At 33.3% G+C, this 22,686-nt stretch carries 16 protein-coding genes; 15 read left to right on the top strand and 1 reads right to left on the bottom strand.

Annotation, left to right across the window (positions count from 1 at the left end):
• The first annotated feature begins 112 nt into the window (after positions 1-112).
• The 9 genes from rseP to AAA453_RS09885 all read left to right on the top strand — a co-directional run bounded on the left by rseP (position 113) and on the right by AAA453_RS09885 (position 14,092).
• Positions 113-1,399 carry an RIP metalloprotease RseP gene (gene rseP, locus AAA453_RS09925; protein WP_427704745.1) on the top strand — a complete coding sequence of 429 codons (1,287 nt, stop codon included), beginning with the start codon at positions 113-115 and terminating at the stop codon, positions 1,397-1,399.
• Positions 1,400-1,418: 19 nt separating this feature from the next.
• Entirely contained in the window at positions 1,419-3,119 is a 1,701-nt protein-coding gene (locus tag AAA453_RS09920) for a proline--tRNA ligase (protein ID WP_069832869.1), read from the top strand.
• A gap of 363 nt (positions 3,120-3,482) precedes the next feature.
• Complete coding sequence (locus AAA453_RS09915; protein WP_069816022.1) at positions 3,483-7,799, top strand: PolC-type DNA polymerase III; 4,317 nt, start codon at positions 3,483-3,485, stop codon at positions 7,797-7,799.
• 187 nt (positions 7,800-7,986) lie between these two features.
• Complete coding sequence (gene rimP, locus AAA453_RS09910) at positions 7,987-8,454, top strand: ribosome maturation factor RimP (protein ID WP_069816020.1); 468 nt, start codon at positions 7,987-7,989, stop codon at positions 8,452-8,454.
• A 23-nt stretch (positions 8,455-8,477) separates the two neighbouring features.
• Positions 8,478-9,653 carry a transcription termination factor NusA gene (nusA, locus tag AAA453_RS09905; RefSeq protein WP_069816018.1) on the top strand — a complete coding sequence of 392 codons (1,176 nt, stop codon included), beginning with the start codon at positions 8,478-8,480 and terminating at the stop codon, positions 9,651-9,653.
• 17 nt (positions 9,654-9,670) lie between these two features.
• Positions 9,671-9,955 (top strand): RNase P modulator RnpM, encoded by a 285-nt coding sequence (gene rnpM / locus AAA453_RS09900; RefSeq protein ID WP_069816016.1) that lies wholly within the window; start codon positions 9,671-9,673, stop codon positions 9,953-9,955.
• Complete coding sequence (locus tag AAA453_RS09895) at positions 9,952-10,269, top strand: L7Ae/L30e/S12e/Gadd45 family ribosomal protein (protein WP_002507846.1); 318 nt, start codon at positions 9,952-9,954, stop codon at positions 10,267-10,269. The genes rnpM and AAA453_RS09895 overlap by 4 nt, the downstream gene beginning before the upstream one ends.
• A gap of 4 nt (positions 10,270-10,273) precedes the next feature.
• On the top strand, positions 10,274-12,394 hold the full coding sequence (gene infB / locus AAA453_RS09890; RefSeq protein WP_427704741.1) for a translation initiation factor IF-2: 2,121 nt from the start codon (positions 10,274-10,276) through the stop codon (positions 12,392-12,394).
• A 702-nt stretch (positions 12,395-13,096) separates the two neighbouring features.
• Entirely contained in the window at positions 13,097-14,092 is a 996-nt protein-coding gene (locus tag AAA453_RS09885; protein ID WP_427704738.1) for a hypothetical protein, read from the top strand.
• Positions 14,093-14,155: 63 nt separating this feature from the next.
• Here AAA453_RS09885 and AAA453_RS09880 read toward each other — a convergent pair whose 3' ends face one another.
• Positions 14,156-15,028 carry a hypothetical protein gene (locus AAA453_RS09880; protein ID WP_427704735.1) on the bottom strand — a complete coding sequence of 291 codons (873 nt, stop codon included), beginning with the start codon at positions 15,026-15,028 and terminating at the stop codon, positions 14,156-14,158.
• A gap of 435 nt (positions 15,029-15,463) precedes the next feature.
• On the opposite strand from AAA453_RS09880, the gene rbfA reads away from it, so the two are divergent.
• The 6 genes from rbfA to rnjB all read left to right on the top strand — a co-directional run bounded on the left by rbfA (position 15,464) and on the right by rnjB (position 22,556).
• Positions 15,464-15,811 carry a 30S ribosome-binding factor RbfA gene (gene rbfA, locus AAA453_RS09875; RefSeq protein ID WP_031265894.1) on the top strand — a complete coding sequence of 116 codons (348 nt, stop codon included), beginning with the start codon at positions 15,464-15,466 and terminating at the stop codon, positions 15,809-15,811.
• A gap of 127 nt (positions 15,812-15,938) precedes the next feature.
• A complete protein-coding gene (truB, locus tag AAA453_RS09870; RefSeq protein WP_427704733.1) occupies positions 15,939-16,856 on the top strand; it encodes a tRNA pseudouridine(55) synthase TruB in 918 nt (305 codons plus the stop codon).
• 13 nt (positions 16,857-16,869) lie between these two features.
• Entirely contained in the window at positions 16,870-17,841 is a 972-nt protein-coding gene (ribF, locus tag AAA453_RS09865) for a riboflavin biosynthesis protein RibF (protein ID WP_427704731.1), read from the top strand.
• 104 nt (positions 17,842-17,945) lie between these two features.
• Positions 17,946-18,215 (top strand): 30S ribosomal protein S15, encoded by a 270-nt coding sequence (gene rpsO / locus AAA453_RS09860; RefSeq protein WP_427704728.1) that lies wholly within the window; start codon positions 17,946-17,948, stop codon positions 18,213-18,215.
• 154 nt (positions 18,216-18,369) lie between these two features.
• Positions 18,370-20,469: a polyribonucleotide nucleotidyltransferase gene (gene pnp, locus AAA453_RS09855; protein ID WP_427704726.1), complete on the top strand. Its 2,100-nt coding sequence runs from the start codon at positions 18,370-18,372 to the stop codon at positions 20,467-20,469.
• Between the two features lie 413 nt (positions 20,470-20,882).
• Complete coding sequence (gene rnjB, locus AAA453_RS09850; protein ID WP_069816002.1) at positions 20,883-22,556, top strand: ribonuclease J2; 1,674 nt, start codon at positions 20,883-20,885, stop codon at positions 22,554-22,556.
• Positions 22,557-22,686: the final 130 nt, after the last annotated feature.

The following is a 22,686-nucleotide window of genomic DNA, read 5'->3' as shown; positions in this document are numbered from 1 at the left end:
GTGTTATACTTTTATAATCTAAAGTAAGCAAGTAGTCATAAGAAAGTGTATTGTATGAATTAATATATAGTATGATCAAACAATTTATTTCGAAAATATGAGGTGTAGCAAAGTGAGTTTTCTAGTAACAATTATTTCATTTATAATCGTTTTTGGTGTCCTTGTCACAGTTCATGAGTACGGACATATGTTTTTTGCAAAACGCGCAGGCATTATGTGTCCGGAATTTGCAATTGGTATGGGACCTAAAATATTTAGTTTCAGAAAAAATGAAACATTATATACGATTAGATTATTACCTGTCGGAGGTTATGTACGCATGGCTGGTGATGGTTTAGAAGAACCACCAGTTCAACCAGGTATGCATGTAAAAATAAAATTAAATGACAAAGATGAAATTACGCACATCATTTTAGATGATCAACACAAATTTCAACAAATTGAAGCAATAGAAGTAAAACAATGTGATTTTAAAGATGGCTTATTCATTGAAGGTGTAACATCATATGATCAAGAAAGACAACGCTATGCAATAGCTAAGAAATCATACTTTGTAGAGAATGGTAGTTTAATTCAAATTGCACCTAGAGATCGTCAATTCACGTATAAAAAACCTTATCAAAAATTCTTAACTTTATTCGCAGGACCACTGTTTAATTTCTTACTTACATTAGTATTATTTATTGGTCTAGCATATTATCAAGGTACAGCAACAAATTCAGTTGATGAAGTTGTTAAAGATTCACCTGCTGAACAAGCAGGGCTTAAATCTGGAGATACAATTGTTAAAGTAGGAAACCATAATATTGATGGTAAAGATGATATCGATAAAGCGGTAAAAGACATTAAAGATAATAAGACAAAATTAGTCGTCGAACGTGATGGCAACAAACAAACATTTGATATTAAGCCTGAAAAAATTGAACAGAAAGTAACGAAAACACACTCAGAAACAAAATATTTATTAGGTTATAGTGCAACGACTGAACACACTATTTTCAAACCAATTGCAGCGGGTGTGGAACAAACACTTAGTGCAGGTAAAATTATTTTCACTGCAATTGTAAGTATGATCGCTAGTATTTTCACTGGAGAATTCTCATTTGATATGTTAAATGGTCCAGTAGGTATATATCATACTGTCGACTCTGTCGTTAAAACTGGTATAATTAACTTGATTTCATGGACTGCTTTGCTAAGTGTTAACTTAGGATTAATGAATTTACTACCAGTACCAGCATTAGATGGTGGACGAATTTTATTTGTAATATATGAAGCAATCTTTAGAAAACCAGTAAATAAAAAAGCAGAAACTACAATTATCGCCATTGGTGCCGTATTTGTATTAATCGTTATGGTATTAGTGACTTGGAACGATATTCAGCGTTATTTCTTATAAGAGGGAGAGAAGCATTTAAATGAAACAATCAAAAGTATTTATACCAACTATGAAAGAAGTGCCAGCTGGTGCTGAGGCATTAAGCCATCGACTATTATTAAAAGCAGGTTTAATCAAACAAAGCACAAGTGGGATTTATAGTTACTTACCAATTGCTGCGAGAGTATTAAATAATATTGAAGCCATCGTACGTGAAGAGATGGAGCGTATTGATGCCGTTGAAATATTAATGCCAGCATTACAACCATCAGAATTATGGGAAGAATCAGGACGTTGGAGTGCATATGGTCCAGAACTTATGCGTTTGCAAGACCGTAATGGCCGTCAATTTGCGCTTGGTCCAACACATGAAGAGGTTGTGACTTCGATTGTCCGTGATGAATTGAAATCATATAAACAACTGCCAATGACACTTTTCCAAATACAATCTAAATTTAGAGATGAAAAGCGTCCACGTTTTGGTCTATTACGTGGTAGAGAATTTATAATGAAAGATGCTTATTCTTTTCATGCTGATGAAGCATCACTAGATGAAGCGTATGAAGATATGTACCATGCATATGGTCGCATCTTTAATCGTGTAGGCATTAACGCGAGACCTGTTGTTGCTGATTCAGGTGCAATTGGTGGTAGTCATACACATGAGTTTATGGCGTTAAGCGAAATCGGTGAAGACACGATTGTGTACAGTGAGCAAAGTGATTACGCTGCAAATATTGAAAAAGCTGAAGTGGTTTACCATCCTAATAAAAAACATGAAGATGCACAACCGTTAACAAAAATTGAAACACCAAATGTGCATACAGCACAAGAGCTTGCGACATTTTTAAATAAACCATTAGACGAAATTACTAAATCTATGATATTTAATGTCGATGGTGAATTTATATTAGTATTAATTCGTGGTCACCATGAAATTAACGATATTAAATTAAAAGCTTATTTTGGTACCGACAATGTAGAGTTAGCAACCGAAGATGAAATTATTAATATTTTAGGTGCAAAACCGGGTTCACTGGGTCCAGTTTTTGATAAAGACATTAAAATTTATGCAGATAATTTCATTCAAGATTTGAATAATATTGTCGTTGGTGCGAATGAAGATGGGTATCACTTGTTAAACGCAAATGTAGGTCGTGACTTTGAAGTAGAAGCCTATGGAGATTTTAGATTTATTTTAGAAGGTGAATTATTAGCAGATAGCTCAGACAAAGCGCACTTTGCAGAAGGTATTGAAGTAGGCCAAGTCTTTAAACTTGGAACAAAATATTCTGAATCAATGAACGCCACGTTCTTAAATGACCAAGGTAGAGCGCAACCATTATTAATGGGATGTTATGGCATTGGTATTTCAAGAACATTAAGTGCAATCGTTGAACAGAATAACGACGAAAATGGTATTATTTGGCCAAAATCAGTCACACCATTTGAATTACATTTAATCACAATCAATCCTAAAAAAGATGATCAACGTGAATTAGCGGATCAATTATATACGCAATTAAAAGAAAATTATGATGTGCTTTATGATGACCGTAAAGAACGTGCTGGTGTGAAATTTAATGATGCTGATTTAATCGGTCTACCAATACGTATCGTCGTAGGCAAAAATGCTGCAGAAGGTATTGTAGAAGTTAAACGCCGCGATACTGGTGACAGTGAAGATGTGCATATTGATAATTTAATTAATTATGTAAATGAATTATATACAAATATATAATTAAAAAGTGAAATGGTAGATGTTACTTATATAAAATCATGAGGCTGGCACATAAATATGGCATACTATATTAGTGAGTGTAAATTAGAGAACGCACAATAGTTGTCTGATTTCTAAATGTGTTTGTTTCAAACTTTTAAAGAGGGGGCGGGAATACGAAATCAAATTTTAAAGTTTGATTTCTGTTCCGCTCCCATTTGTTATTCACAAAAATATGAATTTAAGTTATTAAGTTTAACTATTAGAATTTCACACATATCCGTTATAATATAGAGAATGGAATAATAATACATACACCGTCATTTAATGTAAGTAAGCATATACAAGTAAAGCAGTGTAATTAATAGTAAGGTGGTTATCGTCATGGCAATGACAAATCAGGAAAAATTTAAAATCCTAGCTGACCAAATTAAAATAACAAACCATTTGGAACCAGAAATTTTGGAGCAAAGTGAACTAACGCGTGTGGATGTTAAGACAACAGATCGTACATGGGTGTTTCAAATCACATTACCACACTTTCTATCAATAGAAGATTATTTGCTTTTTACAGGTGCAATTACAGAAGAGTTTAAATCAATTGCAAATGTAGAATGTAATATTACGATAAATAATAAATCAAACCAAGATGAATATGCGATAAAGTATTTTAATCATTGTATCGACCAAACAAAACTTTCACCTAAAGTAAAAGGACAATTAAAGCAAAAACGCTTAATTATGTCGGGGGATGTACTGAAAGTAACTTGTCAAAATGATATCGAGAGAGACCATTTTGATAAAGCCTGTAATGGTAGTTTAGTTAAAGCTTTTCAACAGTGTGGATTCGATATTAGTAAGATAGTTTTTGAAACGGATAGTGTGGGCAACGAAGATGACTTAGCATCATTAGAAGCACATATTCAAGAAGAAGATGAAAAAAGTGCACGTGAAGCTACTGAAAAATTAGAAAAAATGAAAGCCGAGAAGGCAAAACAACAAGATAATAATGAAAGTTCGGTAACTAAGTGTCAAATAGGTAAACCAATCCAAATTGATAATATTAAACCGATAGATTCAATTATTGAAGAAGAATTCAAAGTAGCAGTTGAAGGCGTTATTTTTGATATTAACTTAAAAGAGTTGAAGAGTGGGCGACACATTGTAGAGTTGAAGGTAACTGACTATACAGATTCGCTCGTATTAAAAATGTTCACTCGTAAAAATAAAGATGATTTAGATAACTTTAAGGCATTAAGCGTCGGTAAATGGGTTCGCGCACAAGGACGCATAGAAGAAGATTCATTTGTTCGTGATTTAGTGATGATGATGTCAGATATTGAAGAAATTAAAAAAGCTACGAAGCAAGATAAATCTGAAGAAAAACGAGTAGAATTCCATTTGCATACGGCAATGAGTCAAATGGATGGCATACCAAATATTTCATCGTACGTAGATCAAGCAGCAAAGTGGGGTCATAAAGCCATTGCAGTGACTGACCATAATGGTGTTCAAGCCTTTCCAGACGCCCATGCGGCAGCTGAAAAAAATGGTATTAAAATGATTTACGGAATGGAAGGTATGTTAGTTGACGATGGTGTTCCTATTGCATACAAACCTTTGGATCGTGATTTGAAAACAGCAACATACGTTGTATTTGACGTTGAGACGACTGGTTTATCTAATCAATATGATAAAATTATCGAGCTTGCTGCAGTCAAAGTTAAAGACGGAGAAATCATTGATAAGTTTGAACGTTTTAGTAACCCACATGAACGTTTATCCGACGTTATTATTAATTTGACACATATCACGGATGATATGTTAGTTGATGCACCAGAAATTGAAGAAGTCCTTACTGAGTTTAAAGCATGGGTAGGGGACGCTATTTTCGTGGCACATAACGCATCCTTTGATATGGGCTTTATTGATACCGGATATGAACATGTTGGTATTGGCGCGTCTACAAACGCTGTAATAGATACACTTGAATTATCAAGAACAATCAATACTGAATACGGTAAACATGGATTGAATTTCTTAGCCAAAAAGTACGGCGTAGAGTTAACTCAACACCATAGAGCGATTTACGATACGGAAGCAACGGCTTATATGTTTATTAAAATGCTTAAACAATTAGAAGAACTGGGTGTTCATAATCACCAAGATATTAATACATCGTTATCAAACGAAGATGCTTACAAACGTGCACGTCCGAACCATGTCACGCTTATTGTTCAAAATCAACAGGGTCTTAAAAACTTGTTCAAGATTGTAAGTGCGTCCTTAGTTCAATATTATTATCGAACACCTAGAATTCCACGTTCACTATTAGATGAATATCGTGAAGGTATTCTCGTTGGTTCTGCATGTGACGAAGGAGAAGTATTTACTGCTGTAATGCAAAAAGACCAGTCTCAAGTTGAACGTATAGCTCAATACTATGATTTCATTGAAATTCAACCACCTGCTTTATATCAAGGCCTAATTGATAGAGAACTGATACGTGATAATGAAACATTACATGAAATATATAATCGTTTAATCCGTGCGGGTGAAGTTAACGATATTCCAGTCATAGCTACAGGCAATGCACACTATTTAAATGAACATGATTCAATTGCGCGTAAAATATTGATTGCTGCACAACCTGGTAATCCATTAAACCGTTCTACATTGCCAAAGGCGCATTTTAGAACTACAGACGAAATGTTAGATGAATTGCACTTCTTGGGTGAAGAAAAAGCCTATGAACTTGTCATTAAGAATACAAATGAGCTAGCAGATCGTATAGAGCGCGTTGTTCCAATCAAAGATGAGCTATATACACCGAGAATGGAAGGCGCAAATGAAGAAATTCGAGAAATGAGCTATTCTAATGCGAAAGACCTCTATGGTGAAGATTTACCACAAATTGTAATTGATCGTCTTGAAAAAGAATTAGAAAGTATTATAGGTAATGGTTTCTCTGTTATATACCTTATTTCACAACGACTTGTTAAAAAGTCTTTAAATGATGGGTATCTCGTTGGTTCACGTGGTTCTGTAGGTTCAAGTTTTGTAGCAACCATGACAGAAATCACAGAAGTTAATCCATTACCACCACATTACATTTGTCCAAAATGTAAAACGAGTGAATTCTTTGATGATGGCTCTGTTGGCTCTGGTTTTGATTTACCAGATAAAAAATGTGAAACTTGTGGTAGCGTCCTTATTAAAGAAGGTCAAGATATTCCTTTCGAAACATTCTTAGGCTTTAAAGGCGATAAAGTACCAGATATTGACTTGAACTTTAGTGGAGAATATCAACCGAATGCACATAATTATACAAAAGAATTATTTGGTGATGATAAAGTATTCCGTGCTGGAACAATTGGTACAGTCGCAGAGAAAACAGCTTTTGGTTATGTGAAAGGTTATTTAAATGACCAAGGTATCCATAAACGTGGCGCAGAAGTAGACAGGCTTGTTAAAGGTTGTACAGGCGTTAAACGTACATCTGGACAACATCCAGGTGGGATTATAGTTGTACCTGATTATATGGATATATATGATTTTACACCTGTACAGTTCCCAGCGGATGATCAGTCTTCATCTTGGATGACAACGCATTTTGATTTCCACTCCATTCATGATAACGTACTGAAGTTAGATATACTTGGACACGATGACCCAACAATGATTCGTATGTTACAAGACTTATCAGGAATAGATCCTAAAACAATTCCAGTGGATGATAAAGAAACGATGGGCATCTTTAGTTCACCTGAACCTTTAGGTGTCACACAAGAGGAAATTTTATGTAAAACTGGCACGTTTGGTGTACCAGAATTTGGTACTGGCTTTGTTAGACAAATGTTAGAAGATACGAAACCAACAACATTTTCAGAGCTTGTTAGAATATCAGGATTATCACATGGTACAGATGTATGGTTAGGGAATGCTCAAGATTTAATACGTTCAGGTAAATGTGATTTAGCGAGTGTAATCTGTTGTCGTGATGATATTATGGTTTATTTAATGTATAACGGTTTAGAGCCGTCACTTGCCTTTAAGACAATGGAATTTGTGCGTAAAGGTAAAGGATTGACTGACGATATGGTTGAAGCAATGGTAGACAATGAAGTACCTGATTGGTATTTAGATTCATGTAGAAAAATAAAATACATGTTCCCTAAAGCCCATGCCGCAGCTTATGTGTTAATGGCGGTAAGAATTGCTTACTTTAAAGTACATTATCCACTTTATTATTATGCAAGTTATTTCACGGTACGTGCATCTGACTTTGATTTAATTACAATGATTAAAGATAAAGAAAGTATTCGCAATACTGTTAATGATATGTATTCACGTTATATGGATTTAGCTAAAAAAGAAAAAGATACTTTAACAGTGCTTGAAATAATGAATGAAATGGCACAGCGTGGTTTTCGTATGCAGCCAATTAGTTTAGAAAAAAGTAAATCATTTGAGTTTATTATTGAAGGCGATACATTGATTCCACCATTTATATCTGTTCCAGGTTTAGGTGAAAATGTTGCGCAAAGAATTGTAGAAGCTCGAGAAGAAGGTCCATTTTTATCTAAAGAAGATTTAAATAAAAAGGCTGGTTTATCACAAAAAGTAATAGAATACTTAGATGAATTAGGCTCTTTACCTAATTTGCCTGATAAAGCGCAATTATCAATATTCGATATGTAATGAACGAAAAGACTTAATAAAAAACAAAAAGCATGAATTAACTTGTCATTATAGGCTTTTTACAAATATAGTTATTTGTCTACCAAATAAACATATGATATAATAACAGTGCTTAAAAAATTAGACTCAGGCAGAAAGAGTGGGCATAATACCCGCTCTTTTCTATTTGCCAAAACAGGAGGTCAGCATGAGTAAAATAACTGAGCAAGTTGAAGCAATAATTCAACCTGTCCTTGACGACTTAAATTTTGAATTAGTAGAAGTTGAGTTTACAAAAGAAGGAAACGATCATTTTTTAAGAGTATCTATCGATAAAGAAGGTGGCGTAGATTTAAATGATTGTGCGCTTGCTTCTGAAAAAATCAGTGAAGTAATGGACTCAGAAGATCCTATCGAACAGATGTATTATTTAGATGTTGCCTCACCTGGTGCTGAAAGACCAATTAAAAAAGAAAAAGATTATCACAACGCTGTGACTAAACCCGTATTTGTTTCTTTATATGCTCCAATCGAAGGCGCAAAAGAATGGTTAGGTATATTGCAATCAGTTGATGATGAAACAATAGTTATGGAAGTCAAAGATAAGTCAAGAACAAAACAAGTTGAAATACCAAGAAGTAAAATCGCTAAAGCACGTCATGCAGTAATTATATAACGTGACGAGGAGGATGATAAATCGTGTCAAGTAATGAATTATTATTAGCTACTGAGTACTTAGAAAAAGAAAAGAAAATTCCTAGAGAAGTATTAATTGATGCTATAGAAGCGGCATTAATTACCGCTTATAAAAAGAATTATGAAAGTGCAAGAAACGTTCGTGTTGAATTAAATATGGATGAAGGTACATTCAATGTTATCGCACGTAAAGAAGTGGTTGAAGAATCATTTGATAACAGAGAAGAAATCGATTTAAGTACGGCACTAGTAAAAAACCCAGCATATGAAATTGGTGATATTTACGAAGAAGACGTAACACCAAGTGATTTTGGACGTGTAGGTGCGCAAGCAGCTAAGCAAGCTGTTATGCAACGTTTACGTGATGCTGAACGTGAAATACTTTATGATGAATTCATCGACAAAGAAGATGATATTGTGACTGGTCTTATTGACAGAGTAGATCATCGTTATGTATATGTAAACTTAGGGCGTACTGAAGCTGTATTGTCTGAAGCAGAAAGAAGTCCAAATGAAAGCTACATTCCTAACGAAAGAATAAGAGTGTATGTGAACAAAGTTGAACAAACTACAAAAGGACCACAAATATACGTTTCAAGAAGCCATCCAGGTTTATTAAAACGTTTATTTGAACAAGAAGTGCCAGAAATCTTTGACGGTACAGTTGTAGTAAAATCTGTAGCTCGCGAAGCTGGCGATCGCTCAAAAATCAGTGTACACTCAGACAACCATGACATCGATGCAGTAGGTGCTTGTGTAGGTTCTAAAGGTAGTCGTGTTGAAGCTGTTGTTGAAGAACTTGGCGGAGAGAAAATTGATATTGTGCAATGGGATGAAGATCCTAAAGTGTTTGTAAAAAATGCTTTAAGCCCATCACAAGTATTACAAGTTATTGTTGATGAAGAAAACCAATCAACCGTAGTTGTAGTGCCAGATTATCAATTATCATTAGCTATAGGTAAACGTGGACAAAATGCCCGTTTAGCTGCTAAATTAACTGGTTGGAAAATTGATATTAAATCAGAAACAGATGCTAGAGAAGCAGGTGTCTATCCGGTAGATGTTGAAGATACAGAAGATCAACTTAATGATGTTGTTGACGAAGAAAATGTTGATTTGGAAGAAACAGTCAATGAAGTTTCTGAAACAGTAACTGAAGAAGAAGACGCTGAAAAATAACTTGGAGTGATAACTTTATGAAAAAGAAAAAAATTCCAATGCGTAAATGTATACTTTCAAATGAAATGTACCCTAAGAATGACATGATTAGAGTTGTAATTAATAAAGACGGACAAATTTTTGCTGATGCAACTGGCAAACAACAAGGCCGTGGCGCTTATGTATCTAAAAATGTTAAATTAGTAGAAGAAGCACAACAAAAGGAAACATTAGAAAGATATTTCAAATCTAATGCTGAAACGTTAGAGCCTGTTTATAAAGAGATTATACGTCTTATCTATCGTGAAGAGATACCTAAATGACAAAAGAAAAAATTGTGAATTTTTTAGGATTAGCAATGCGTGCAGGAAAAGTGAAAACAGGCGAATCAGTCATTATAAATGATTTGAAGAACAATAAATTAAAGCTCGTAATCATTGCAACAGATGCTTCTGACAACACAATGAAAGTGATGCAGAACAAATGTGAAAGTTACCATATATCATTACGCATATTTGGAACGAGAGCTGAATTAGGACAGGCTTTGGGTAAAGCAGAACGTGTAAACATTGGAATCACTGATCAAGGCTTTGCTAAAAAGTTATTGTCAATGATTGATGAATATCGTAAGGAGTGACTATATGAGTAAACAAAGAATTTACGAATACGCTAAAGATTTAAAATTAAAGAGTAGAGATATTATCGACGAATTGCAAAAGATGGACGTTGAGGTAACAAGTCATATGCAAACGTTAGAAGATAATCAAATCCACGCATTAGATAAAATTTACAAACCTGAAAAAGCAAAAGAAGCAGAGAAAAAACAACAAAAAACTGCTCAAAACAAGCAACAATCATCAAATAATAAAGGTAACCAAAACAACAAGAATAATCAAAATAACAAAGGTAACCAAAATAATAAATCAAACAATAATAAACCGAATAACAAAAACAACAAAAAGAATAATAAAAAATCAAAACAAATAAAACAAGAAGAACCTAAAGAAATTCCAGAAAAAATCACTTATCAAGAAGGTATTACAGTAGGTGAACTTGCTGAGAAATTAAACGTAGAGTCTTCAGGTATTGTTAAAAAGTTATTCTTACTTGGTATTATGGCTAATATTAATCAATCATTAGATGAAGAAACACTTGAGTTAATCGTTGATGATTACGGTGTTGAAGCTGAAAAAGAAATTGTTATTGATGAAGAAGATTTATCAATTTACTTCGATGATGAAACTGAAGATGAAGATGCTGTTGAACGTCCAGCGGTTGTTACAATCATGGGGCACGTTGACCATGGTAAAACAACGTTACTAGATTCTATTCGTCATACAAAAGTAACAGCTGCAGAAGCTGGTGGTATTACACAACATATTGGTGCTTACCAAATTGAAAATGATGGTAAAAAAATTACGTTCCTAGATACTCCAGGTCACGCAGCGTTTACAACAATGCGTGCGCGTGGTGCACAAGTGACGGATATAACTGTTTTAGTTGTAGCAGCAGATGATGGTGTTATGCCTCAAACAATTGAAGCAATCAATCATGCTAAAGAAGCAAATGTCCCTACAATTGTTGCTGTTAACAAAATTGATAAACCAACATCAAATCCAGATCGTGTAATGCAAGAACTAACTGAATATGGTTTAGTACCTGAGGATTGGGGCGGCGATACAATCTTTGTTCCACTCTCAGCATTAAGCGGAGATGGCATTGATGATTTAATAGAAATGATTGTACTTACTTCTGAAGTACAAGAATTAAAAGCTAACCCAAGTAAAAAAGCTGTCGGTACAGTAATTGAAGCCGAATTAGATAAATCACGTGGTCCATCAGCCTCATTATTAGTACAAAATGGTACACTTAACGTTGGTGACTCTTTAGTAGTTGGAAATACGTATGGTAGAATTCGTGCTATGGTCAATGACCTAGGCCAACGTATTAAAACTGCAGGACCATCTACACCAGTTGAAATTACTGGTATTCATGATGTGCCAAAAGCAGGCGATCGATTTGTGGTTTTCAAAGATGAAAAACAAGCAAGACGTATTGGTGAATCTCGTCATGAAGCGAACGTAATTCAACAACGTCATGAAAGTAAGAGTGTTTCATTAGATAACTTGTTTGAACAAATGAAACAAGGTGAAATGAAAGACTTAAATGTTATTATTAAAGGTGACGTGCAAGGTTCAGTAGAAGCACTTGCTGCATCTCTAATGAAGATAGACGTTGAAGGCGTCAATGTACGTATCATTCACACTGCTGTGGGTGCAATTAACGAATCTGACGTTACATTAGCTAACGCTTCAAATGGTATTATTATTGGCTTTAACGTGCGTCCTGATACAGGCGCGAAACGTGCTGCTGAGACTGAAGGCGTTGATATGCGTCTACACCGTGTTATTTATAGTGTTATAGAAGAAATTGAATTCGCGATGAAAGGTATGCTAGATCCAGAATTCGAAGAACAAATAATTGGACAAGCAGAAGTTCGTCAAACATTCAAAGTTTCTAAAGTTGGTACAATCGCAGGTAGTTATGTTATAGATGGTAAAATCACGCGTAACGCTGGCGTTCGTGTCATCAGAGATAATATTGTACAATTTGAGGGCGAATTAGACACTCTAAAACGTTTTAAAGATGATGCTAAAGAAGTTGCTAAAGGCTACGAATGTGGTATCACAGTTGAGAAATACAATGACTTAAAAGAAGGCGACATTATTGAAGCTTTCGAAATGGTCGAAATAAAAAGATAAATAATTGGAGATGAATCCAATTTAATGATAGAAAACCTCCAATAATTTAGAGGCTTTCAGAGTGTCAACAAAGTCTCTGACTTTGTTGGCATTTTTTTATGCACGATTTCAGCAGGCACAGCTTCAACCTGTAGTTTTTGGCTAGTGCTTTGCCGCAGGAGTTGGCTCAAAGTATTGTCATATTTGTAGTGAAAATATATAACTGAATTTGAACAATGATTTTCTATATAAAAATAAATCAAATGCCTTTATAGTAATTAGTATGTAGTCGTTCTTAAGCATACAAATTATTGGAGGCTTTTTATCTGGAAAAGATGCTATGGCTGTATTTTTAATATTAAAGTGCTGTCCAAAAGTGAAATATATAAGTATAATGATATTATTACATAAAAACTAGCGATTTAGTTTATGGATTAAAATATAACATGACTTAATATTACAACTTCAATTAGAAACAAAAAATTTTAACCCCTCGTAATGATGTAGCTTACTTTAAAAATCAAATTATAAAAACGCTTTAACCAAACAGTTTTCACAATAATTAAATATTAAAAAAGGGTAGCATATGTTTTGTAAATCATATGTATTTATTTGGTTGCGAATAAGTCAAAATATTATAGTGAAATTTTGGGATAACTATTTTACTCACACTAGCTGTCTATGTACTTAATTACAATTAAATGAAATAGGAGGTTATAAATGATGAGTGAATATTTAAGGGAGATCAATGAATTTTGGCAAGAATATTTGAAGCAATATAACTCTATTTATGATCAAAATACTTTAGAACAAATTATAAAAAATGATGATACGACAGCGTTCTTACATCCACAGGATTTAGCATATTTTAAAGAGCATTTTGGGAATAACTTTGCTGAAATACCTAGATTTAAAAAAATGATAGATTTTGCAAACGGAAAAGTAATTATTGATAAAAATAGACAAAGAATTTTATTTGAAAATGCAGAAATAAATCCTGCTATAGCTAGACCATATTTTGGGAACCCTGATTTAGCTGATATTGTTATATTAAAAAAGCAGCCAGAAAACGATTTTAAAATGTACGAACCTGATATACCAGAATCTGTAGTGATAGATTATCGGCAAAGAATATTATTGGATATACAAGGTAGATTAACATTTAATGGTGAGAAACTGTTTTTACCCTATATAGATAAACATAGATGGTTTATGAAATATTTATATAACGCTTCTTCGACTCTAAAACGTTTTAATATTGACCCAAACAGAGTTATGGTACTTAATTTTTTTCCTTATCAATCGGGGCATACTGCAGGAATACCAAAAGATTTTTTAACATTTAAACATGGATTACCTTCTCAGAGAATGAGTTTTAATTTGTTGTTGAAACTTTTAAACGATGATAAGCATCGCATTTATCTTGTTAGTGAGGAAGAATTATATATTTCGATTTTGAAGAACTTTGCTCATAGTTCAATATGTGACTACCTAATAGATCATTTATTCGTACTTGCTTCAAAACAAAACCGCCATGTTACTTTATGCAATGTGTTAAGTTACCAAGAACACAAAATACGTTTAAGAAAAAAACAAGAATTGAGTAAAATAGAATATTACAACTGGAATAAAGAACAAAAAGAAAAGCGAGAAAAAGGTAATTCAGATTTTTATAGAAAAATTAGCGCGATGCAAAAAAATGTAGAGCATCAACACTGAAATATTAATTATAAAAAGCCTATATTCAGCATAGAAGATATCTAAGGTGAGTATAGGCTAATTTTAAATGTAATAGTTTTTAAACAAAGTCTGGATATGTGCTTTGAATTCATCTACATAATGTTGAGGTTCTATAATTGTAATATATTGTGGATAGTCATATGCAATTTGTATGCTTTCTTTTTTTGAAATAATAATATGTGCGATAGTCCCATGATCACTTTCAGTTCTGTCTATAATAATGAACTGTCTTTGTATTTCTGACCACAGAGGATCTTTAATGAGTAACTTTACAGACTGAATATCTGAAAAAATAGTTTTATCAAACACTTCATTAAGTTGATCGATATTTATAATTGAAGACAAATTTAATATGTGTATCTTTCCTTGATACAAATAAGTAAACCAGTATTTGTTAGAAAAATATCTAGTATATATTGGAATTACTTTTATAGTCAAATTATTACTTATATGTATTGCAACAAAATTATTATTTTCAATGGCCATTTGGAGTCTGAAAATTAACGTGGTTTTGCTCATCTCACACGTCACTTTGAACTGGCTTAAGAGCTTGTTAGACAGGATTTTTTCAGCAAAATTAGAGTTTGCATTAAGCCCTCTAATAAGATTATAAGTGTCTTCATGTATTATCGGTGTAAAATTTTTCAATCTAAATAACAAGTTAAGTAATCTATTATTTTTAAATTTATATTTGTTGATTCTTAAACAATGTTTTTCAAAGTTATTATCGTATATTATTTCTCCATCAATACCATGCCATTCGTTATCTTCATATAAAAAACTGTTAATATCACTAAAATCTCGCTGAATTGAACGAACATTGACGTTAAGCTGCTGTGCGAGTTCTTCTTTATTGAGTTTCTTTCCGTTTAAAAAGCGGGTATAAATATATAAAAGTCTTTCTGGTTTTTCCAATCATTCACAACTCCTAAAATAAATAAACTTAATTATTAAGTTGGCTTACAGTATAACATTACAATTTATATAATGTGTAAAACTTTATAAAAAACATTTATAAGCGTAGGTTAGGTGTTTCTATGTCAAAAAATCTTCTTAAAATAACAGTTAGGCATAATATTAAACACTTGAGCAATTTAAAATAGATTTTATTGACTATTAATGAAAAAATGTTTCATAAGTTAACAGTTAGGAATTAAAATAATGCCTAACTGTCATAAAATGTTTATTTTTTGTTAATAATGTACAATATAAAGTGTACAGGACTCGAACGAAACTTTTAAAAATATAACCAACTGAAATAATAAATTTGTTTGACGTTATGAAATGAACTGTCATATAATCTTTAAGTAAGGAAACATTTCCCGGACAAATAAATCGTGTGAGGTGAATATAATGAATATGAGAGCTGAACGTGTTGGCGAACAGATGAAGCAAGAAATTATGGATATCGCTAATAACAAAGTCAAAGACCCAAGAATCGGATTTTTAACGATTACAGATGTGCAATTAACAAATGATTTATCAATTGCAACAATCTATTTAACAGTATTAGGTAATGAAAAACAAAAAGAAGATACTTTTAAAGGGTTAGAAAAGGCAAAAGGTTTTATTAAATCTGAACTAGGTTCAAGAATGAGATTACGAATTATTCCTGAATTGAATTTTGAATATGATGAATCAATTGATTACGGAAATAAAATTGAAAGAATGATTCAAGATTTGCACAAAAAAGATTAATTATTATACCAAGCTGGAACAAAATCTCTTTAGATTTTATGTTTCAGCTTTTTTACATAACACAAAGCAAGCTAAGTCATGTTAATATGAGAGTAATGAAAAAAAGAGCATTAAAGGTGGCGTAAAGATGTATAACGGTATTTTGCCTGTGTATAAAGAACGTGGTTTAACAAGCCACGATGTAGTATTTAAATTGAGGAAAATTTTAAAAACAAAAAAAGTTGGACATACTGGCACTTTAGACCCAGAAGTATCAGGCGTTTTACCTATATGTATTGGTGGTGCAACTAAAGTCAGTGATTACATTATGGATATGGGAAAATCTTATAAAGCGACTGTTACACTTGGAAGTAGTACAACTACTGAGGATCAAACCGGTGAAATTCTTGAGCGAACAACTATTGCGCAAGATGAAATTACAGTTCAAGACATTGACCAAATATTGAATCAATTTGAAGGAACGATTACTCAAATACCACCGATGTACTCATCAGTAAAAGTGAATGGAAAAAAACTATATGAATATGCGAGGAATAACGAAGTAGTAGAAAGACCAGAACGACAAGTTAATATTATGCATATTAACCGTACATCTGAACTACGCTTTGAAGATAACAGTTGTCATTTCGAAATTTTAGTGGAATGTGGCAAAGGAACATATATCAGAACATTAGCGACAGATATTGGAAAAGCCTTAGGACTTCCAGCCCATATGTCAAAATTAACTAGAATTCAAAGTGGTGGATTTGATGTAGATGAAAGTCTTACACTAAATGACGTTGCAGAATTACATGAGCATGACGCGTTACAAGAAAAGCTATTTCCTATAGAATATGGATTAAAAGGTTTAAAACAAATTTTGATTTCAGATGCAGTAGTAAAAAGCAAAATTTTAAATGGCCAAAAATTCTATAAAAATGAATTCACAGAAACAATAGATACGATAGTGGCATTGGTAGATGTTACAGACAATAAAGTCTTAGCAATTTATGCGCCACATCCTGAAAAAATTGACGAAATTAAGCCTAAGAAGGTATTTAACTAAAGGAGAAATACGCATGAAAGTGATAGAAGTAGCTCATCCAATTCAAGAAGATCAATATATAACAGAAGACGTTGCCATGGCTTTTGGTTTTTTTGATGGCATGCATAAGGGGCACGCGAAAGTATTTGATATTTTAGAGCAAAAAGCAAAAGCATCCAATTTAAAAAAAGCTGTGATGACGTTTGATCCTCATCCTTCGGTAGTTCTAAATCCTGAACGTAAACGTACCGATTATTTAACACCAATACAAGATAAAGTTGAAATATTAGAGTCCTATGGCATAGATTATTGTATTGTTATTAACTTTTCTTCAAAATTTGCTAATGTACCCGCTGAAACTTTCATAGAAGAGTATATTATAAAAAATAATGTTAAAGAAGTAGTAGCTGGTTTTGATTTTACATTTGGTAAATTTGGTAAAGGTAATATGATGATATTAAATGAAATGACTGAATTTAATACGACAGTGGTAAGTAAACAAGAAATAGAATCTGAAAAAATTTCAACTACTGAAATTAGAAAATCGCTTAAAACAGGTGACTTGCAAAAGGCTAATGAAGAATTAGATTATCTCTATCGTATTAAAGGGACAGTTGTGCAAGGTGAAAAACGTGGAAGAACCATTGGATTTCCAACAGCAAATGTTCAACCTAGCGGTGATTATGTTTTGCCTAAAAATGGTGTTTACGCGGTAAGTATGGAAATTGGGGCGAATAAAAAGGTCTATCGAGGTGTGGCTAATGTTGGTGTGAAACCAACATTTCATGACCCTTCTAAAGCTCAAGTAGTCATAGAAGTGAATTTATTTGATTTTAATGAAAATATTTATGGCGAGCGTGTCACTGTATTTTGGCATCATTATTTAAGACCAGAAATTAAATTTGATGGGATAGATCCTTTAGTAGAACAAATGAATAAAGATAAAGAAAAAGCGAAATACTTATTATCAGTTGATTTTGGAGACGAAATATCATATAATATTTAAGTCGAATGTGTTTTACACATTTAAGGCACCTTTATCTTGGCAGTCCGAGTCTCCAACGGTTCGCTCGGTTAAAGGCGCATAAAAATTAAAGGAGGAAATTGACTATGGCAATTTCACAAGAACGTAAAAATGAACTAATTAAAGAATATCGTACACACGAAGCGGATACTGGATCTCCAGAAGTACAAATCGCTGTGTTAACTGAAGAAATCACTACATTAAACGAACATTTACGTCAACACACGAAAGACCACCATTCACGTCGTGGACTATTAAAAATGGTAGGTCGTCGTAGACATTTACTTAACTATTTACGTGGCAAAGATGTACAACGTTACCGTGAATTAATTAAATCATTAGGTATCCGTCGTTAATTTTAAGATGGATATTGAAAGGGAAAGAACCTTCAGGGTCCTTTCCCTTTTTTATAATCTAGAAAGCATATTATTTAAAAAGTAATATACTAATATAAAATTTTTCTAAGAAATGATATGATGTAACTAATAGATATATGAGAGGAGATTCGTAATGTCTCAAGAGAAAAAAGTTTTTAAAACTGAATGGGCAAATAGATCATTAACGATTGAAATAGGGCAACTTGCTAAACAAGCTAATGGTGCCGTGCTAGTTCGTTATGGTGATACAGTAGTATTATCTACTGCAGTAGCTTCAAAAGAACCACGCGATGTTGACTTTTTCCCATTAATGGTAAATTATGAAGAAAAAATGTATGCAGCAGGTAAAATTCCTGGTGGATTTAAAAAACGTGAGGGACGTCCAAGCGACGAAGCAACATTAACTGCGCGCTTAATTGACAGACCAATTCGTCCGCTTTTCCCTAAAGGATATAAACATGATGTACAAATCATGAATACCGTATTAAGTGCTGATCCTGATTGTTCTCCAGAAATGGCAGCGATGATAGGTTCATCTATGGCACTTAGTGTTTCAGACATTCCATTCCAAGGACCTATTGCTGGTGTCAACGTAGGCTATGTTGATGGTGAATACGTAATTAACCCAACTGTTGCACAGAAAGAAGTGTCGCGTCTTGATTTAGAAGTTGCTGGTCACAAAGATGCTGTAAATATGGTTGAGGCAGGCGCAAGTGAAATTACTGAAAGTGAAATGCTTGAGGGAATCTTCTTTGGTCATAATGAAATACAACGTTTAGTTAATTTCCAACAAGAAATCGTGGATCACATCCAACCAGTGAAAACACCATTCACACCTGTTGAACAAGACGAAACGCTTGCAGAAAAAGTGAAACAGCTTACTGAAGCCAATGGTTTGAAAGAAGCTGTATTAACGTTTGATAAACAGCAACGTGATATCAATCTTGACACATTAAAAGAAAAAGTTGTTTCAGAATTTATTGATGAAGAAGATGCTAATAATGCTGCACTAATTAAAGATGTGCATGGCATTTTAAATAGTTTAGTAAAAGAAGAAGTAAGAAGATTAATCGCTGAAGAAAAAATCAGACCTGATGGCCGTAAATCAGATGAAATTCGTCCACTAGAATCAGAAGTTGGTGTGTTACCACGCGTACACGGCTCTGGCTTATTTACACGAGGTCAAACACAAGCACTATCTGTGTTAACATTAGGTTCAATGAGCGAATATCAAATTCTTGATGGCCTTGGTGAGGAACAACAAAAACGTTTCATGCACCATTACAACTTCCCTAACTATTCAGTTGGTGAAACAGGTCCAGTTCGTTCTCCAGGACGTCGTGAAATTGGTCACGGTGCTTTAGGTGAGCGTGCATTGAGTCATGTTATTCCAGATACTAAAGACTTCCCTTATACTGTAAGAATTGTGAGTGAAGTATTAGAATCAAATGGTTCATCTTCACAAGCGTCAATTTGTGGTTCTACGTTAGCCTTAATGGATGCAGGTGTTCCTATTAAAGCACCAGTAGCCGGTATTGCTATGGGATTAGTAACACGTGATGATAGTTACACTATTTTAACGGATATTCAAGGTATGGAAGATGCTTTAGGTGACATGGACTTTAAAGTAGCCGGCACGTCTGAAGGCATTACTGCAATACAAATGGATATTAAAATTGATGGTCTAACAAAAGAGATTATTAGAGAAGCTTTAGACCAAGCACGTGAAGGTCGTTTAGCTATTTTAGAACATATGCTACAAACAATTGATACAACACGCGGTGAGTTAAGTGCGTTTGCACCTAAAGTCGTTACGATGACAATCAAACCTGAAAAAATCAGAGATGTTATTGGACCTGGCGGTAAGAAAATTAATGAAATCATTGATCAAACAGGTGTGAAACTTGATATTGAACAAGATGGTACAATCTTTATAGGTGCTGTTGATAAAGATGCAATCGCCGAAGCACGTAGTATCATAGAAGATATTACGCGTGAAGCTGAAGTTGGCCAAGTATATGAAGGCAAAGTAAAACGTATTGAAAAATACGGTGCATTTGTTGAATTATTCCCTGGTAAAGATGCTTTAGTTCATATTTCACAAATTGCAAATGAACGTATTGATAAAGTAGAAGATGTATTGAAAATTGGAGATACATTTAAAATAAAAGTAACAGAAATTGATAAACAAGGTCGCGTGAATGCGTCTCATAAAGTGCTTTTATCAAATTAATATAAAATAAAAAATCGAATTTTATTAGAAACTAGTAAATGATATGAATCGCGTTACGATAGAATGTTTCCTGTTCTATTCTTAAACGGTTTTCATATCAAAGTATACTGGTTTCTTTTTTATTTAATGCAAATATTAGCAGAATTATTGCGTAAGTAATTAAATACATAAGTGTATAAGACTAAAGTTTAATTTTCAGGAAATTCATAGTTTCTATTGTAGTAAAAACGTGAATATGAAAATATAAAACAAAACATAGAAAATATTGAAGATTTATAAGTAATTGTTTATTTATTGATATCAATCCCGAACTATTTATAGTAATTACTTTAATAGTGTACATAAAGCCTATTTTAACTTATAATATACTATGAGTTTATATATGGACGGGAATTTAAATAGGAGGTAACATTTTGAGTTTAATTAAGAAAAAAAATAAAAATATTCGTATAATTCCACTTGGCGGAGTTGGAGAAATTGCGAAAAATATGTATGTCGTTGAAGTAGACGATGAAATGTTCATGTTAGATGCAGGGCTGATGTTCCCAGAAGATGAAATGCTAGGTGTGGACATTGTAATTCCTGACATTCAATATGTCATTGATAATAAAGATAAATTAAAAGGTATATTTTTAACGCATGGCCATGAACACGCTATCGGGGCTGTCACATATGTATTAGAACAAGTAGATGCACCTGTGTACGGTTCTAAATTGACAATCGCGTTAATTAAAGAAAATATGAAAGCACGTAATATTAATAAAAAAGTAAGATATTATACAGTGAATAATGAATCAGTTATGCGTTTTAAAGGGGTAAACATTACATTTTTCAATACAACGCATAGTATTCCAGACAGTTTAGGCGTATGTATTCATACATCATATGGTGCGATTGTTTATACTGGCGAATTTAAATTTGATCAAAGTCTACAAGGTCATTATGCACCAGACTTGAAAAAAATGACTGAAATAGGCGAAGCAGGCGTGTTTGCGCTCATCAGTGATTCCACTGAGGCAGAAAAACCAGGTTATAATACACCAGAAAATGTCATTGAATCACATATGTATGATGCGTTTACTAAAGTAAAAGGCAGACTAATTGTTTCATGTTACGCATCGAACTTTATCCGCATTCAGCAAGTATTGAATTTGGCTCAGAGATTGAATAGAAAAGTTTCTTTCTTAGGCCGTTCATTAGAAAGTTCATTTAATATCGCTAGAAAGATGGGCTATTTTGATATTTCTAAGGACTTATTAATTCCAATTAATGAAGTTGAAAATTATCCTAAAAATGAAGTTATTATTATTGCAACTGGTATGCAAGGTGAACCAGTAGAAGCATTAAGTCAAATGGCTCAAAAGAAACATAAAATAATGAATATTGAACAAGGGGATTCTGTATTCCTAGCAATTACTGCTTCTGCAAGTATGGAAGTCATCGTTGGTAACACGCTAAATGAATTAGCGCGTGCTGGTGCAGAAATCTTACCTAGTAGTAAAAAAATACACACTTCAAGTCATGGTTGCATGGAAGAATTGAAGATGATGATTAATATTATGAAACCAGAATACTTTATACCAGTAAATGGTGAGTTTAAAATGCAAATTGCTCATGCAAAATTAGCGAATGAATCAGGCGTAAAACCTGAGAAAATCTTCCTTGTGGAAAAAGGTGATGTCGTTAACTATGATGGTGACGAAATGATTTTAAATGAAAAAGTGAATTTTGGTAACGTGCTTATCGATGGTATTGGTGTTGGAGACGTAGGAAATATCGTTCTGAGAGATCGTCATTTATTAGCAGAAGATGGTATCTTTATTGCGGTCGTAACACTTGATCCGAAAAACAGACGAATTGCAGCTGGACCAGAAATTCAATCTAGAGGTTTCGTTTATGTTAGAGAAAGTGAAGCTTTATTAAATGAAGCTGAAGAAAAAGTGCGTGAAATCGTTGAACTAGGACTACAAGAAAAACGCATTGAATGGTCTGAAATCAAACAAAGTATGCGTGATCAAATTAGCAAGTTATTATTTGAAAACACGAAACGTCGTCCGATGATTATTCCAGTTATTTCTGAAATTTAATAGTTTCCATACTAAACAAAGAGGTTAAGACAAACGCTTAGGTAAACATATTTAAAAGTAGATTGCAGTTGATTGTTATATCTTAAATATGACATGCAAGCAACCTTTAAATCCACTCAAAGCGAACATT

The organism is Staphylococcus parequorum (assembly GCF_039237145.1).
Classification (GTDB): Bacteria; Bacillota; Bacilli; order Staphylococcales; family Staphylococcaceae; genus Staphylococcus; species Staphylococcus equorum_A.
This window is presented reverse-complemented; position numbering and strand designations above follow the sequence as displayed.